This is a genomic window from Candidatus Desulfosporosinus nitrosoreducens (assembly GCF_030954495.1).
Lineage (GTDB): Bacteria > Bacillota > Desulfitobacteriia > Desulfitobacteriales > Desulfitobacteriaceae > Desulfosporosinus > Desulfosporosinus nitrosoreducens.
Genome location: NZ_JAVHUW010000042.1, coordinates 17327 through 34556, shown reverse-complemented (window position 1 = coordinate 34556; position 17230 = coordinate 17327). Strand labels below are relative to the sequence as shown.

The window sequence follows — 17230 nt, the reverse complement described above, 5'->3', positions numbered from 1 at the left end:
TGACTTTGCCGATTAAGGTTACATTCGCTGCTTTGACCATGGCATCGGCCGCTTCAATAGCCCCGACGACTCCCCGGGTTTCGACCATGCCTAAGGCAACGAGATCATCTCTTGTAGCCATTTTTTAGTCTCCTTTCTTTGTCTCGTCAATTTATGGACCTAAAAAAGAAAAATGGTTGCAAATTCTCCCACTTAAACAATGCAAAAACCGTGCCACTATTATAAAAGCTCTTAATCCTAAGCAAGCCTACCGCTAAGGCAAGACTTTATCCCTCCTTTACTTTCTTGATAAGTCAGCCTTGACTTCGTGTAAGTCAAAATTACCCTTGTGTTCTCGGCTAAAATTGTTTACTATGGCCTAAGGTGACGAACTATTATAAAAAATGACAAAAGTTTTACAAATAAGGAGGTCTTAATTTTAAAAAAACGGATTACTTCTCGCCAAGTCAAAAATGATTTGAATCAAGCCCTGTAATAACATAAAATAAAAGAAGATCTTGCCGCAGAACTATGTAGCACCGCGCACTATAAGGGGGTAAATACATGGATACAAAAGCAACTGAGCTTGATTTTGAGACCCTGAAAAAGATATTAGACAACTCCCACGATGAAATCTACGTCACAAATGCTGCGGGAATCGTTATTTATGTTAACAATGTCTGTGAAAAACACTACGGAGTCAAAGCCACGGAAATTATAGGCAAAAAATCAAGAGAAATTTCCGAAAAGAAATACTGGGGGCCCCGAATCAGCCCCATCGCAATAGATAAAAAGATGAGTATCACCCTTGAGCAAAAAACCTGCACAGGTAAGACTTTGCTTACAACCGCAACCCCCGTTTTTGACGCTCAGGGAGATATTGAACTGATTATTGAAAATTCGAGAGATGTTACAGAATCTGAAGGAATTAAACACGAACTTGAGAAGAGTATTCAACTCTTAAAACGTTATAAAAAAGAAGTTGCCGTCTTACGCAAATTAGAAACCAATATTCCTGACTTCATCTGCCAATGCCACAAAATGGAGGCTCTACTGGAATTAGTCAACCGCATCGCCCCTATTGATTCAACGGTATTGCTTTTAGGGGAATCCGGTTCGGGTAAAGGCCATATGGCAAAATATATACACAACCACAGCCCGCGCAAAGACGGTCCGTTCATAACAGTCAATTGTGCCTCCATTCCTTCCGAGCTCATGGAAGCCGAAATGTTCGGTTATTCCAAAGGAGCCTTCACAGGAGCCAATGCCAAAGGAAATATCGGTTTGATCGAGTTAGCTAACGAAGGAACCCTTTTCTTGGATGAAATCGCCGAACTTTCTCCACGTATGCAGGCTAAACTTCTGCAAGTACTTCACGAAAATCAATATTTTAAAGTAGGTGGCCGGGAGGTCCAGAAAGTCAATTGCCGAGTGATTGCAGCCACAAATCGCAACCTCCAGGAAATGATCAGAAAAGGTGATTTTCGTGAAGATTTGTACTATCGGCTCAATATTTTCGAACTTGTTCTTCCCCCTTTAAGGGAACGAAAAGAGGAAATTATTCCTTTAGCTCAATATATCCTCGCTAAGTTCAACAAAAAATATAAATTAGAACGTGAATTCAGTCAGAAATGCTATGAATTGTTTGAACAATATTCTTGGCCGGGAAACGTCCGGGAGATGGAAAACATTATTGAACGCTTAACAGTCGTGACCCAAGCAAAAATTATTGACGAGCAAGACCTTCCACAGTCTTTTCATACCAATGCAAATCATTCGCTGCCGCCGGTGTTAGCTTTAACAAATCGTCCCCTTTCGCTTGACGGCGCAGTCAGCGATGTGGAAAAAAACTTAATTACTCAAGCTTACGAGAAACTGGGAAGTTCTTATGAAGTGGCAAAATTTTTGGATATCAGCCAAAGCAAGGCAAGTCGTTTAATCCGCAAGTATTTACCGTCGGAAACTAGTGAATAACTTCTTAATGTTTAACGAAAAATGATATGTATCCTAAAGCCAGACAAATAATAATGCCGATAACATTCTCTATAAAAAACAGGACATTTAAACTTCCGGAAAACTCCGGCCGTATATTTTTTTTAAATCGCATAGTTATGACAATTGCAGCCATATTTATAACAAAAAACGGAATTAGAACTGTCCTTGCAAAATGAAGTGTTAACATCTCTAAGCCCTTCTCTCTTATGTCAAATTATACCGAGCCACTTATTTAATTCTAAAGGATATTATTATCCCCTTCAAGGATAAATCCGGATGTAATTCTAAATTAAACGGTCTGCAAGGCATCTTCACAGTTAATGTTTAAAAAATGGCTGGGAACCAAACTCCCAGCCATTTTTTTAGGATAGAAAACTTTTAAGACATTGCTTATCTTAAGCATTAATACCTGAGAAAAATTCTTCATTATTGTCGATAGGTTTATCGGCAATAGCGGAAAGTAATTCTTTGGAAGGGGGTTTGCCAACATACGTTCCCACCAATACTCCTACAATACCGCACACTAAGCCGATAACGCAATACCCTAAATAGGAATTGGCCATGGCACCTGCACCGAAGATTGAATCCCAAATGGGGGTATAGTAGGAATTTTTCCAAATCTTATTTTCTAAAATAAAGAAAATGAACGTTCCTAAAGTCCCGGCCAATCCACCCAACATAACTCCGAGCAGATTAGCACGTTTCCACCATAGGACATACAGCATCACGGAAATACCGGCAGTCAGCAGGCCTGAGGAGAGGAAGTAAGCATCATTCAGAGTCGCGCCGAAAACCGGGCTGTTATAGAGTTCAGCGAGAAGAATGTTGATAATAATCATGAAAACTGTAACCAAGCGTGCCCATTTGACAATCCTTTCATCCGTCCAGTTTCTCTTTTTGTAGATAAGCGGCTGCAAAACATCATAAGACAAGTTCATAGCACAAATATTGCTATAATTTGCTACTGTAGACATGGTGTGAGCTGACAGCAAGAAAATAAGCAACCCTTTAAGCAGGGGGGGCATATAGGAGTTAATATAGGTGGAGATGATATTATAGGCACCTTTATCTCCCAAAGCCGCAGCTGCGGATAACACCCCATCTTTGGTTTCCGGTGGAAAAACGATAAGCCCCAGTACCCCAATAATAGCTGCCGGAATGACAATGACAAAAGTGTTGAAAACAATACTGTAAATTCCACCCATCCGAGCTTCATGCGTGCTTCTGGCAGCTTGAGCTTTGAGCCAGAAATCTTCGGCCGAGGCCCAGCCGGGAACCAGTCCTAACATAACAATTAAGGGGAAAGATATGGAAACGTAAGCAAAAAAGCTGGCTGAATTTTGAGCATGATCTACAGGATAGGCGAGACTATTGACAATTGGCTGAGCTTTCAGCATGCTCCAAATTGTCGTATGATGAGCGGCAGCAATGCCATGTGACGTTATAAAAAGGGCGGCTGTGGTGACAATCAAAATGATGGCACCCATGAAGAATTGAACAACATTGGCATTGATAACAGACCGGAAGCCACCCATCCACATGTATAAAGCAATAGGTATTGCATAAACGATAATCATGGCTTCAATCGAAATTCCCAGGGCCGGAGCCATGATCAAAGATGCCGCATATAATTCTGCAGCTGACCAGATCGTGTAGGAGAAAATATTAATCGGAGCAGAAAGAATTCGTGCTGGTAGTCCAAAGCGATTTTGCAGCATCTGACACTGAGAAATAGCTTTAATCCTGCGTAAAGGACGGGCCATTAAAAATTGCCAGATATTTGATAAGAACCAGGGAATGGCCACAACCCACAGGCCTGATAAACCTAAATCATAAGTCGCCCAGGTCATCCAGGTAATCATACCTATCAGCATCCAGCCTGAAGCGACAGACATGCCCACCATGTAGGCTGGTTGACTACGGCCTGTGATCCAATAGTCATTACTCTCTTCCTCGGCACTTGCACTAGATTTCTGCTTTCTATAAGCATTCAACCCTACATAAATTAGAAATGCGATATACAGAAAAAACACGAACCAGTACCATAGCGGACTAACGTCGGAACCACCCATTCTTCGCTCACTCCTTCTTTTAACTGTGGCAGGTTGACAATGACAACTTGAGAATAGCAGGTTAATGGTACAACTTAAATAATAGCATCTTTAAAAATTAATAATATCCTTGCCTTGTTCTCGCTGGTTTTGATCCCTCCTTTTAAACTCCGCAGAGCTGTTATTTTATTGTTAAGGACGACGGATACCCTGCCCCGACGTCAAATTCAGCCAGTTTGATGCAACATGTTTCTGAATATTCATAATTGAGATATATGCAAAAACCTTGCCAACAACATATTAAGAAGGTTGAAGCGGGAATCCCACTGTTAGCCTGATTCCTAACCTGCGGAAAAGCAAGATTTACGAAGCCCTGAGTCAGTCATGACTTGAATTCAAGTCAATTTCAATTTGCTCTCCAAACTAACTGTTTACTTTCCTACTTTTGTTTTACTATAGTGTAAGAGCCGGTGCTGATCACCGGCTCTCGTTTATCAATTAAAATCTAGGCTTCCGGGGCCTCCTGCGGGCTTCTTTTTCTTTTGCTTTGATTTCTGTAGTTTCCGCTTCGGCTTCTGAGACAATCTCTTTCAACTGACGTTGAATATCTTCCGGAAGAGGGTTCTGATTTTGGTAGTTCTCAAGAATATCGATCGATTTCTCATAGGAAGTAGTGACAATATCCTTACTGCCGGCCGCTTCCCAATTTTCTCGATTCTTGCGATCTAACAATTCCGATTTTGAAAGCTCTTTGTAATGGGCGTAAGTGTGATCGCAGCTAATGAATTCTCCGCCGATACCTACCGAACGGACAACTTCCAAAGCCATTTTCTCATCACTTATCGGAATACCTTTAATGGTATGCAAAATCATCCGGGCCATTTCATTTTGCATCACCATTTGAGCATAGTCCCAAGTCAAGCCACCTTCGAGCATTCCCAAACCATATATCATGTTAGCGCCTGCTAACGCTGGTAATAAAGCGGTCAGGGTGAACTCATGAGCTGCTTGGGCATCCGGTACTTTGCTATCCGTCTACCCACCGGCCACCCAGACAGGAATATTATAGAATTGAGCCAGCTTGGCGCAAGCCGCGCTAAAGAGGGCCAGTTCGGGGGTGCCTACACAAGCCACCGTAGTCCGCAGGTCCATCATCGTTGTGGACGTTCCATAGACCATTGGATAACCCCTTTTAACAAGCTGACCTAACACGAACATACTTAAAATTTCTGCATTGTGGGTCACCAAAGTGCTGGCAAGATGAACGCAGGTTGTTCCGCCGGCCAGACCCATAGAATTGATTTTTGCCGGAACTCCTAAGCGAATCGCCTGCAGCAAGGTATCCGTTGCCCCTTTGGCATGTACGAGGGGAGCTACCGGATCTGTGCTTTGCGAAAATAACGGCCTCTCGCGGAATTTATCTTCCCCGCCGGAAACCACATAACCCATCTTGGCGGCAGCGCGCATATTTTCCGGACGGTTCATTCCTATATAGGCATGTTTGGTGGAATAGTTGAAAAAGGACTCCGCAATGTGAACCTGGGAAACGTCAGGATCAACCTCGGAGGGACCTAAAGCCCTTTCATAGACGATAATCTGATCCATTGCCTCACAGAAACGCGTTACATCATCAACATCTTTTTTAAATGGCTTGCGAAGTTGTTTCGTATAGGGGTCTATCATCCGAATGGCTTCACCAAAGTTAACAAAACCCGTGCGGTTTCCTTCGTTCAACCAGTCGTTTTCACGCTTTCTTCCACATGCCCGAAATGTTTTAGGGATTGAGCGGATGGCGTCTTCCACTAGATGCGCCGGAATTTTTACGACATTTGTTTCAGGGTTGACGATACAGCCATGGCTATAAAATATTTCACGTGCTTCTTCACTTTCGACTCTTACCCCAATATCCCAGAGCAAGTCTAATGTCGCCAAGTGGACATCATACAGCTCATCGTTGGTAAACATTTTCAATCCGATGCCATCCATTCGGCTGGAACCGGCATGTATACCTCTGAATGTCAAATAAATCACCTCCAAATAATTTGTCGCAATTGAAGAACTAACCAGAAATGAAGTCTGTTCTGTCACCTCCTTAAAAGGACTAAAGGCGTACTTCTGTTATTTAGCTTCTTTTTTATTTAGCTTCTTTTTCCGCCAGCAACTCTTTGCACAGAGCTACTGCAGAACCGGCATCAGGAGCATAGCCATCAGCGCCAATCGTATCTGCGTATTCTTTGGAAACAGGTGCTCCACCGATAATTACTTTTACTTGATCGCGCAGCCCTTCGTCTTCAAGGTATTCGATAACATCTTTCATAGCGGGCATTGTCGTTGTCAATAGTGCCGATAATGCTAAGATGTCCGGTTTATGTTCAATGACCGCATCAATGAAATCATCGGCTGAAACGTCGACACCCATGTTAATGACTTCCAGTCCGCCGCTTTCAATCAACATTCCTACAAGATTTTTGCCGATGTCATGGAGGTCCCCTTTAACAGTCCCCAGCACAATTTTTCCTTTCCCCTTTTGATCAGTCTCGGCAATTAACGGTTTTACAATTTCTAAACCACTGCTCATGCTTTTGGCGGACATTAAAACCTCAGGAACGTACATGTCTCCGGCCTTGAAGCGAACACCCACAACATTCATCCCCTGAATTAAACCCTCGTTAACAATCTCCAATGGGTTATTTCCTGCCGCGATAAGGCTATTGACTTGATCAATTACCAAATCCTTTTGTCCATTAATCACACTTTGAGCTAGTTCTGCATAGGTAGCCATTACTAAAAATCCTCCTTTTTAATTTACTAAATTCAACCTTAATGAGTAGAACCTTTGGGGGGTAAAATTTTTCATCTTTTAGGATTAATATAATAAAGCCTGCCTTTCACCCTGGAAGAAACAAGCAATATCTTCGAAAAAATACTCACAGATGAGAACCGTAGTTTTGATTGACAAAAGTAGAGGAATACTTTTCCAACTTCCAGGCGGGGATTTTACAGGTCGTACAGGCCTGAAAAAACAATTTATTGCGCAGGCAGCGAGCCGCGCGGCTGTGCCTGGAATTGTAGATCTGAAAAGTTTCATTACAATGAGTTGTAATTTCCGCAATGCTCCCCCGAATCGTTATACTTTTAATTCCGTGCAGAGTACCGCTTCTGGATGGCCAAAGCTTTATTTTCTCAACCAATTTAAAAAAATCAACGTTTTTGCGGTAATACCTTTTTTTAGAAGTCGCATCTGTTGCCATTCACCTCAACTCCTATCCCGGTAATGACCAAGTCTAAGACTAACCGAAGTCAATGCTCAAGTGGGATTTTCACAAAACTTCAAACATCATGACTGCTACCCCAATCTGCAAAGGATCGTGGAGTAAACGGGATGAAATTTGTTCAAGGCCTGCCGCTTCCAACCCCAAGGGTATTCCCGGCGCAGCAATCAGAGTATCCTCTCTCAGATGGTCCTGCCTAATAACGTTTTGCGCCGGACAGGCATCTACAATAAGCCGGTGATGCCGGAGGGCAAGATTTAAATCGCCTACTATGTTCAGAGAATAGCCAAATTTAGCAAATTCTTTTACTAAAGTCCGGCTTGCTCTTAAATCCGGATCAAATATGGAAACCTTGGCTCCATAGCGGGCCAGGAAAAATGCCGCGCTAGTGCCGACCGGGCCAACGCCAAGGACCAGTACCTCATTGCCTTTGAGGCCATTATTCATCCTTTCCAAACCCGCGGCATACCCTTTACCCGTAGCGGCTCCATTTTCCGAAACTGCTCTGGTGTGGAGATTCATCGCCATAAAACGTTGATCATCAGCCATAAAAAGAATGTCCGCCCCATTTTTCACCGCTTCAGCGACTCCGCCGGCATCCGGCAAATCAGTAACCCAAGCCCCAAACCCTAAATGATTAATGATACTGGCGACGGATTCCGCAAACCCTCCGATAACTCCTTGCCCACAAGTCAGCGGTATTACGGCCGTTTGTAAGAATTCATCATCAGGCCGGTTAATATCTTTCCCCACGGAATAAGCGGCAAGCTCACGAAGCCGGCAGCCGGTCTTTGCTAAAAGTTCTTGGTCATAATCGGAGAGAGTTGCTGAAATTTGCTCAATATCATCCTCTTTGAGTCGTGTCAAAATGATCAACTCCCAGTTCCATTTACTAAATTACTAATTCTTTGTTCCGGGCAACGATCTAAGTATTGGGCAATTCCCAACTCATGGCAAATTCTTTGGACAACTTCGCAGTGTTTAACCCAGGCTTCCTGACGGCTAGCGGCAGAAATAATCAGGGTTGCCGTCCATTCCGTTTGGCCTGGAGTAAAGTCCGTCAGTACTTCATCCGCACCAAAGAAGTTCGTATATAGTTTGAGAGGCCCTGCCTCAGATATGACATGTTCTCCGACAACCTCCAGCTTGTTCCCGGTGACCTGAATATGCTCAAAGACCACGCCCCTTTTTTCTTGAACCTGAAAGTCTGCCCAGGGCTTTTTTTCAACAAATGCCCTACCCAGAATTTCCAGCATATTAACACCGGTGGCATGGTAAACCGTAATCGGAGTCTGACTCGGCAGGCGGGCATCAATTTCTAAAACTTTTAAAGTATCCCGGTGTAAAATCGTCTCAATATCCATAATGCCATTTAGATTTAAAGTTCGCGCCAAACGCAACCCTAACTGCTCAAACTCCTCTCTCAATTTTCCAGGCAGATCCGGAGCCCCTAAAACTCGCTTGCAATCAAAAACTTCATCCATCTCCAGCTCCGTGATATGCAATACCTTATAAACTCCGGCATAGCCTATCACTTCCAGGGAATAGGATTGTCCCTCCAAATATTCTTCAATGACCCAATCGGTAAGCCCTTTTTCAAATAAACACTGGAACTCTTGAACACTGTTAATTTTAAAAACCCCTTCACTCCCGCTGGAGTCAGAAGGCTTTACGATGATTGGGAAACCACATTCCGGCCAGGGAATAGGTGCCGGTACGCCTGAGCGGGCAAACATTGCGTTGGACACTAGTTTCGAAGAGGAAATTTCATAAGCATCTCCGTCGAAAAGTAAAGGCACATTGGCATAATGCGCACTGCGTATCAAACTATTTAAGGCTTCTTTATTTTCTAAGGCGGGAATTATGAGGTCAATTCCCTTTAAAATAGGAAGCCACTCGACAATTTTTGTTACATCCTTGGCGTAAAATTGATCACAGAGTTCCAAAGCCGGAATCCTGTCATTCTTATCAATGAGAACGACTTCCCATCCCGCCTTCTTGGCTAAATAAGCCGCTTCAAGTCCTTGCAATTTCCCTCCCACTATTGCTACCCTCATGTCTCTGCCCCTCTCGTGTCTAGGAAAATGTTATTGACGTCGTTGCACCCAATCGTCATATTCGCAACGCTTTGCCAGCACCAGCCCATTTTGCTCTAAAACAGGCAAAATTCTGGGAATCGTTCTATTGCCATCGTCAATATCTAAAGAATGATTTGATACCCCTGCCAAACCTGATTGGGGCGGGATAATTGAGGTTACAACGTTTGCCCCGGAATTAAGGCGATCTGCCAATCCATTCAGCCCATCAACATCTAAAGACGCAGGGATCAGGCGATCCGGAAAAACAAGACGCATTACGGCAATTAATAATAATTCTCTGAAACGGGGTACCGAGCGGAAGTTCTGCATTGGCGTATTCTTTTGAGGAATGAAGCTCATAACTCGAATTTGATCAGCCTGTAACCGTTTCATTTCTGCAAGGGAATCTATTAAATCTTCTTTCGAATCGCCAACACCTGTAAGTAAACCCTCTTCAATGAGAAAACCCATGCTGCGAGCGGCGTATTTGCGCTTCATTCGTTCCGCATAGCTTTGACCAAGCCTAAGCTTACGATAAAGTTCGAGATTATGAGTTTCCTGATACGTAGCATACCAGTCGACCCCAGCTCTTCTGAATTTCTCAAGATCCTTTTCCGCAAGGACTCCCGCCGAAAGCATGATGCGAATTTTTGTTGTTTGTTTGATCCTCTCCACTAGCTCTATTAAAGGCTCAAAGCCCTTTGTAAAATACAACGGGTCTTCTCCCATGGTTAAATCAAGCAAGTGTACCCCGGACTCCACCAGGCTATGGGCTGTTTCCATTATCTCGGAGGGAGATTTTCTGTAACGCTCCAGAAATTGGTTGGATTTGCGATATAAGCAAAAAGCACACTCATTTTGACAGTACGTTGAAAAATAAACAAAACCATAAGCGAAGACTTTATTCTGAAAATAACGAGTCCGGAGATAGCGAGCTGTTTCAAACACCTTGGCAAGATCCTCTTCCTGAGACAACCCTAATAAAGTCATTAGTTCTTCTCTCTCTAAAGGGATTTCTTGGGTTGCCTTGGTCAGAATTCTCTCCAAATTTGTTGCCTGAGCCGTTTCCATCCAGCCACCTTCTTTATTAATAATCCGGAGATATTGTGTTTTGTTGCAAATTCTATGCCAGCAACAGTGACTTTAACTCCTATAAACTTTTAAGTCTTTACACAACTCCCAGGAACCGCCTAATTATAGGGCTCCCTTCCCCGTAGTTCATTAGGGGATTATTCATTTCTCCGTGACAAGTTTCCGGGGAGCTAGGGATCTTGGAAACTTTCAAGTCGGAGAAAACTTCTCTAAGTCGTAATTAACTCAGTGTCTCATTGCAAATGTTGTGAAGCATATTTTTCCAAGGATACTTTCTCAGGCACTTGCAATTTTCCTCCAGCAAATTCTCAAAAAGGGGCTTGTAACAAATCTCCAGATTGAACATGTTACAGCCCCTTTCTTCTCACCGTATATCCGGCAGCTACTATTGATTCACTCGAATTGAATGATCCAAGCTTCCATTGTGAATTAAAGCATAAGCTCTGTTATAACGGTTTAGACCATAAGGCCAATATTCGTCCCTGGATTTTCCCATGGCAATTTGCAGAACTGCCCAATAGGACCACAGGGCATCACAAAGAAATTTATTAATAATAAGAGAACCCCATTGTTTTTCAGTTAATTCTCCACCATAATATTCTTTTAAGAAAAAGCGTTCTTGCTCGTCGCTAAGTTCCGCTTCAATGGCGAGGGCTCCTAAATCAAACAAAGGATCGTTCATTCCGCCATACTCCCAATCAATGAGATAGAAATTCTTTTGATCATCCAGCCAATTTTCACACAGCGGATCATTATGACAAGGAGCTGACGGAGGCGGATTTTGCTCGAACAATTCTCTGATTTTCCCGATCTTTTCCTGCATCACAGCGGAGCCCTCGTAAAACTCGAAGTTTTTTTCCGCCAATAACTGAATATAGGCCTCAATCTCTTTTAAAGGATTGAATTCAGAAATAAATTCCTTTTGGCAAGCGTGGTATTTCCGGAAGACATGAGCTGCCATACTTAAATAATGATTTTCTTTGAAGTCCGGAATATGCAAAGTTTTACTATCGTCGATATACTTGCAAACTTGATTGCCAGTCGTTTCATCGTAATAAATGATCGGAGCGCTTATACCCAAGTCCGCCATCAACTGAGCGTTATGTTTTTCGGCGGGACGGTTCAAGTACTCCATTGTTCCTTCTCCAGCAAGTCTAACAGCATAAGTCACACCGCCGATTGTCAACTTGTAGTTGCTGTTCGTAAGCCCCCCGGGCAAGATCTCAATACTACTGATTCTACTATTTTGAAAAATGGGAACTTCGCTGATTAATTTGTATAACCGTCCAATATGCTCCAAGGAGATGGAAGGCTCGATCATAACTTGTTCATTCACACTGTTTTCCTCCTGTTTTGCTGGAATTTTTCGTCTTAAACTGCCCGAGGATTCTGGGTCTTATATCCTTAGATATTTAAGCGCACTCCATCAAGATAACTAAGGCTTCTACCGAAACTTTGGACATTTTGGGCATCCTCCCGGACTTTTAGCAAACGTTCCAAGCCAAAACCAATGCCGACCCAGGGATCAATAATCCCCCATTTATCGTCTAAGGGGTGTGGTCCCATCGCGCTGGAACCTAATTCAATCTCTTTGACAACATCCAAAGCGTCCCCGTATACCACCGAATTCGTCATTTCCAAAGCGTAATTCGTAATCCCGACTGTATTCATAACCAAGGCGGCGTATTCTTTTAAGCGGTCGAGTCTCTGCTCTTCAGGCAAGCCCAATTCTGTCAGATTAAGCATGGTAAATTCATTTAAATGGAGGGAACCTTGAGATTCTTTTCTATAGCACGTCCCAATCTCAAAAATCTTTATAGGTTTTTCCCATAGGCGCAGCAAATCTTTCCAAACCGTATATAAATTTGGAGCAAGCATTGGACGGAGGCAGCGTTTTGCATCCAGCCAAAACACCTGGGAAAAAAGCGGATGTTCATCCGAAACAGACATCTTAGCCAAGGCGCTCTTGGTAATAATCGTCGGAGTAACTACCTGCACAAAACCTTGTCGGGTTAAAGCTGTGACAAGCTCTTGCTCAAGAATGCATAAGGACGGCCTTCTTTTGAGATCACGCAGCTCTTGTAAACGCCGTTTTCCCTGCACAACCAATTGATGCTCTTGTTCCTGAAATTTACGATCACGGTCTTGTAGCGATGCAAAAAACATTTCCTGTTGGGCCTCACTGGCGTTAAGTTCTGATAATCTTTGTTTCTGAATCGGAGTCCAGGTAATCTTCACTGTACTTCCCCCCAGCTATTCTTCAATCCAGCGCTTCTCTTACAAGGGACGTATATCGGGCTTCGAAGGAAAAACGTTTCCAGCGAAGCCCCCCTATGTTTTGCTCTCCGCAAAACGAAGTTTCTGGCGAGGAGTACGGGAGTTTCACCCGTCTGCGCGGATTTAGAGTCCACGTGATCAATTCGATCTACCCCCCATGTGCATACTTCCCAACGGGATGACTAAAATAATATGCAAGTTTAATGCCAACTATCGCGACATTAATCGTCTATGCGCAATAACCCGCCTAAAGCTCATGTAAGGCCCTTTAAAAGAACTTAGTGGTTTTCCAATGCCTGGCGAAATTAAATATTTTCGCTTTTCTCCTCTCGCTCTCAAGTCATCATAGACTCTATTCAGTCACAAATAACTTATTTCTCTCGTTTATAAAGAAAAACTCAACAGCCAGTTACCGGATGTTGAGCAAGAGCAAGACTACGGTCGTTTCAAATTATTGCAAGTGCTTTCCTTTCGACATGTTCGCAGTAAAGGAGAGGCGATATACCTCAAGAATGGATATCACCCAAACGGCAAGTCCACCGGAAAGCCTTCCTGAAATTGAAATATTCTGAGACGTTAAGTGAAACGTAATATAGCCCAAAATAAGCATCCAAAAAATCATCATCAAGCCCCGCAGCGGTCGTGCGAGAAGAACATATCCTGACCCCGGTATTATGAACGAAGCTAAAACAGGAAGCCAGTTTGGCATAAACATCCTCCTTCGTAAACATTAATACCCACGCGGCCTCGGCCAACGATTAATACCTGCCTTAAGGAAGGCTTTTTCATCAACAAATTTATAGCGATGTAATGTAAACCAGAGCGAGGCAAGCAAGTAGAAAAGTAATCCGGCAAAAAGATTGACCCAATAGCCGAAATACATCCCCGCCAGGGTAGACAAAGTTAATACTAACAATAGTATCGCAGGCAAAGGATGCCAGGGAGCGACATAGCCGCGGCGAATCGTGCCTTGGGGATACATGGTTCGAAATTTAAACATCATATAACCCATAAAAAGATAGACTAATAAGGCAGAAAGTATGGAAAAAGTTATGACTTGGTCTAATAAGCCCGTAAACCCAAAGGCCATGGAAATTGGAAGCAAAAACAAAATCGCTCTATAGGGAGTTCTATACTTAGGATGAACCGCTGAAAAAGCCTTGGGAATCAAGGTATCCCGGGACATGGAAAACCAAGCCCTGCTGGCATCGTTGATACAACCGTTCGCACTGGCCATACAGGCAAGGATTGTTCCGCTAAACATAACTATGATTACCACAGGCATTTTGGTCGCCAGAGCGGCCTCGTAAAGCGGATAAACAGAGCTGCCAAGGGATGATGCATTGACAAGCCCGGAACAGACAAACCAAGTTATTGTAGCCCCAACCAATAAGGTAACCATTCCAATTAAAGTACCCATAGGCAAGGAACGTGCCGTAGATCGGCATTCTTCCGCCGCTAAAGCAGTTCCTTCAATCCCCAGAAAAAACCATATTCCAAATTGCAGTGCGGCGATAACTCCAATCCAACCATAGGGCAGGCCATTTGTCAGTTCTGAAAGCTTTAAAATACTTTGGGCGGGAATATTGAAATGAGTGGAAAACAGCAGTACAAAAATTGTAACAAAAGCAATTGCCGTTAGGACAAAGTTGAGGGTTAACGTGGCATAAACTCCCCGATAATTTAAATATGTTAAGAAAAGCAAGGTCAAGATAACATAAGGCAAGCTTTGAATTGCCGGATTCAACGACTGCAAAATAGCCCCCACGACAAGGGCGTCGGCAGCTTCAAGCATTACATATTCAAAGACAAGCATAAGACCCACGTTAAACGCGGCCAAAGGTCCGAGCAAATATTTAGCCATTGCGTATTGACCGCCTGCTTCGGGGATTACAGACCCAATTTCCGTATTGATCATGACCAAAGAAATATACAGGATGCCAATAACCCAGCAAGCGATAATGGCTCCCAGCGATCCCCCTTTAGCCACAGTAAAATTCCAGCCCATAAATTCACCAACAAGTACAATCCCTACACCTAACGCCCATATGTGCATCGGACCTAATACCTTTGATAAGTGCTGGTTTTCCTCAGGTTGATCAGCAATCATGTCTGCCAAGCTTCCGCCCTCCCCGCCGGCTTATTTCCACGCGCATAAAATCTTGCGCCAACAAAACCACTAACAGTCCACATAACCCCCAAGCAACCCAATTCATTACAGACCATAAATTCACAGCCATTCCCTCTTTTCAGATCTCTTTAGCCCACGTTCCGTCGAGTTTCATCATAAAGATATCTAATCATGACTTTTAACTCTTTATCCGAGCGGGAAATTACGTAAACCAGATAAATTCCCAAAATTAACATGAGCATTAAGAAAATCGGAAGGTTGAACGAGTAGTTGATTCCTCCTGCCGAGCCGGCACCCACAAGGACTTTACCCCGCATGATCATTGTTGACAGCAGGATCAAAAAACACAACAACATTATAAACACAACATCAAAGACTTCCAGCCAAGGTTTGTTCTGAGGTGTATTTTCCGAGGCTTGTTTCTGTGGTTTTTTGTGTTCCAAACAGCTCACTCCTTTTTGAAACCAAGTTTCGATTGGTGAAAATTAAGTCTTTTCTTAGCCTTGCTCATGATGACTTCCCGCATGACATAATTCCCCGTTGTATACAGCCTCCCTATTTTTCTTTAAATGAGCCAAAACTGCAATGAGTGAACTGGACACGAAAACGACAGCCAGCAAACCCGCCGCCAAAGCCACTTCCCTAATTTGGAAGGTTGCAGCCAGGCTGCTAACATTCACAAGTACATATCCCAAAACCAACCAGGAAAAGACTAAAAAAAGGAGAACCAACCCGATATCTTGCCAATACATCCGCCGCACTTTTGCTTTGTTAAACTCCATCCCTGTCACCTCGCACAGAATTGTTCAAGTATGGAATAAATGCAAAATCCATGCCAATCTCTGCAAAGATTGCGAGCTTTACTGAATTCTCTTTGAACTATCCGGAACACTGCCGTATCCAAAGGAATTCATGAGCTTATCGTTTTAGTCTTCTTCATTATTAAGATACTTTTCGAAAGTTGTTTGCGGAAAATATCCTCTAGCCCAAAACCTAAAATCTATTCCCGAGTCATTATTGACTTGTTTTTAGTCCCCTTCCGCGCATTACTATCCTCATAATTCTGAGCATAGACAATAAATGAGCAGTAACAGACTATCCTGCTGTTACTGCTCATGTTAATGAAGCCTTTGATTTAAAGACTAGTTTGAGTTAATTATTTTAAGCTAAGTCTAAGTTGAATCTTGGGTAATACTGGGGGCAACTACTTCTATAATTGCTAGATGAAAAACAACAATTGTTTATAATTCTCCAGCGTCATTCCATTCGACCAATGACCTGTTAACTTAGCAATTGCGATCCACAAAAACCAAATACCAACTATACCAAAGGCAAGAGCGCGATAGGAAAGTTTAGGCAAATTTTTAGGTGCTTTGAAGGTTAATGTGTTCTGGACCGGGCATTTTTGAACACAGTTTAAACACCCCGTACATTCGGGTGACCAAACGCGATCGGCTTTGGCAACGTCAATACGGTTGGGACAGCTTTTGGTACATTGGCCACATTGAATACATGTGTTCTGATTGCGGGTTATCTTTAGGGGACTAAGAAAACTGAAAAGTCCCAGGAGAGCACCGTAGGGACAGAGATAGCGGCACCAAAAATTCTCAAATAACAGGGAGAGCAGTGCTAAAATACTAAACACCGATATTCCGGTCACAGATAAATGTTCCATAAATTCCAGCATTATAACATCGGACATTTTATTATAAGGAGATTGTAAAAAATTAACGGCATCTGATCCACTCATGCCGAAAAAAATTGCCAAAAGGAAAACGGTAAGCAACAGATATTTCAGGGACCGCAAAATGATATCCAGCCAGGCTGGTATTTTAAAATTTCGCCCCCAAATCATTCGCCCAATTTTTCCCAATCCTTCAGAAAGAGTTCCGACCGGGCAGATCCAAGAACAAAAGGATCTTTTCAGTAACCAGGAAACAGTAATCGCCGCCAGAAAAATTATCAAACCGGCAGGATGAATCGAGTCAAATACCCCTGTTGCCAGCCATGCTCGCAAACCAACCAAAGCACTTAGAGGCAAAAAAGCTTCAACCCCGGCGGGCCTGCTGAAGGGTGCTGGAGACTGACTCGTTAATTGATTAACAAAGATTATAAATTCTATGCCAATGTAAACGGTTATCATGGCAAATAAGAATTGAACGCCATGTCTCCAGACGAGGAGTTTTTTAAGTTTTGAAAACATGGAATCCCTCATTTCTGTCCTTAGTTTTGTTATCTTCCGTGCTTAGTATATCAAAATTATCGCCGTCGCTATGTGATATGAGTCACTATCCTATTTATTTAACAGACTAAGCTTATATATCGCCATTGAATTTAATAAAACAAGCCATTCAG

The 17230-nt window shown here is 43.0% G+C and carries 15 protein-coding genes and 1 pseudogene; 1 reads left to right on the top strand and 15 read right to left on the bottom strand.

The features are described 5' to 3' along the window. A partial coding sequence (locus tag REC12_RS07855; RefSeq protein WP_308892094.1) for a BMC domain-containing protein occupies positions 1–121 on the bottom strand: 121 nt, incomplete at its 3' end. Between the two features lie 422 nt (positions 122–543). Between REC12_RS07855 and REC12_RS07850 the strand changes: the two genes are divergently transcribed. After that, positions 544–1953, top strand: coding sequence for a sigma-54 interaction domain-containing protein (locus REC12_RS07850; RefSeq protein ID WP_308893374.1), 1410 nt, complete (start codon positions 544–546; stop codon positions 1951–1953). 416 nt (positions 1954–2369) lie between these two features. Here REC12_RS07850 and REC12_RS07845 read toward each other — a convergent pair whose 3' ends face one another. From REC12_RS07845 to REC12_RS07780, 14 genes and pseudogenes are all read right to left on the bottom strand, one after another. Next, on the bottom strand, positions 2370–4046 hold the full coding sequence (locus tag REC12_RS07845) for a sodium:solute symporter family protein (RefSeq protein ID WP_308893372.1): 1677 nt from the start codon (positions 4044–4046) through the stop codon (positions 2370–2372). A 477-nt stretch (positions 4047–4523) separates the two neighbouring features. Then, positions 4524–5990, bottom strand: a pseudogene (mttB, locus tag REC12_RS07840) ([trimethylamine--corrinoid protein] Co-methyltransferase). A gap of 169 nt (positions 5991–6159) precedes the next feature. Next, positions 6160–6807: a cobalamin B12-binding domain-containing protein gene (locus REC12_RS07835; protein WP_308893370.1), complete on the bottom strand. Its 648-nt coding sequence runs from the start codon at positions 6805–6807 to the stop codon at positions 6160–6162. A 145-nt stretch (positions 6808–6952) separates the two neighbouring features. Further along, on the bottom strand, positions 6953–7276 hold the full coding sequence (gene pylSn / locus REC12_RS07830) for a pyrrolysine--tRNA(Pyl) ligase small subunit (RefSeq protein WP_308893368.1): 324 nt from the start codon (positions 7274–7276) through the stop codon (positions 6953–6955). 69 nt (positions 7277–7345) lie between these two features. Continuing rightward, the gene (gene pylD, locus REC12_RS07825; RefSeq protein WP_308893367.1) at positions 7346–8164 is read right to left on the bottom strand and encodes a 3-methylornithyl-N6-L-lysine dehydrogenase PylD; all 819 of its coding nucleotides are present in this window, start codon (positions 8162–8164) and stop codon (positions 7346–7348) included. 5 nt (positions 8165–8169) lie between these two features. Then, positions 8170–9354, bottom strand: a complete 1185-nt coding sequence (pylC, locus tag REC12_RS07820; RefSeq protein WP_308893366.1) for a 3-methylornithine--L-lysine ligase PylC — start codon at positions 9352–9354, stop codon at positions 8170–8172. A 30-nt stretch (positions 9355–9384) separates the two neighbouring features. After that, complete coding sequence (gene pylB, locus REC12_RS07815) at positions 9385–10446, bottom strand: methylornithine synthase PylB (protein WP_308893365.1); 1062 nt, start codon at positions 10444–10446, stop codon at positions 9385–9387. Between the two features lie 406 nt (positions 10447–10852). Continuing rightward, positions 10853–11803 (bottom strand): phosphotransferase, encoded by a 951-nt coding sequence (locus REC12_RS07810; protein WP_308893364.1) that lies wholly within the window; start codon positions 11801–11803, stop codon positions 10853–10855. Positions 11804–11871: 68 nt separating this feature from the next. Continuing rightward, the gene (gene pylSc / locus REC12_RS07805; protein WP_308893363.1) at positions 11872–12705 is read right to left on the bottom strand and encodes a pyrrolysine--tRNA(Pyl) ligase large subunit; all 834 of its coding nucleotides are present in this window, start codon (positions 12703–12705) and stop codon (positions 11872–11874) included. Positions 12706–13195: 490 nt separating this feature from the next. Next, a complete protein-coding gene (locus REC12_RS07800) occupies positions 13196–13453 on the bottom strand; it encodes a hypothetical protein (RefSeq protein WP_308893361.1) in 258 nt (85 codons plus the stop codon). A gap of 21 nt (positions 13454–13474) precedes the next feature. Further along, positions 13475–14854 carry an APC family permease gene (locus REC12_RS07795; protein ID WP_308893376.1) on the bottom strand — a complete coding sequence of 460 codons (1380 nt, stop codon included), beginning with the start codon at positions 14852–14854 and terminating at the stop codon, positions 13475–13477. 149 nt (positions 14855–15003) lie between these two features. Continuing rightward, positions 15004–15318 carry a hypothetical protein gene (locus tag REC12_RS07790; RefSeq protein ID WP_308893359.1) on the bottom strand — a complete coding sequence of 105 codons (315 nt, stop codon included), beginning with the start codon at positions 15316–15318 and terminating at the stop codon, positions 15004–15006. Between the two features lie 54 nt (positions 15319–15372). Continuing rightward, on the bottom strand, positions 15373–15657 hold the full coding sequence (locus REC12_RS07785) for a hypothetical protein (protein WP_308893357.1): 285 nt from the start codon (positions 15655–15657) through the stop codon (positions 15373–15375). A 437-nt stretch (positions 15658–16094) separates the two neighbouring features. Further along, positions 16095–17078: a 4Fe-4S binding protein gene (locus tag REC12_RS07780; protein WP_308893355.1), complete on the bottom strand. Its 984-nt coding sequence runs from the start codon at positions 17076–17078 to the stop codon at positions 16095–16097. Between the last annotated feature and the right edge of the window lie 152 nt (positions 17079–17230).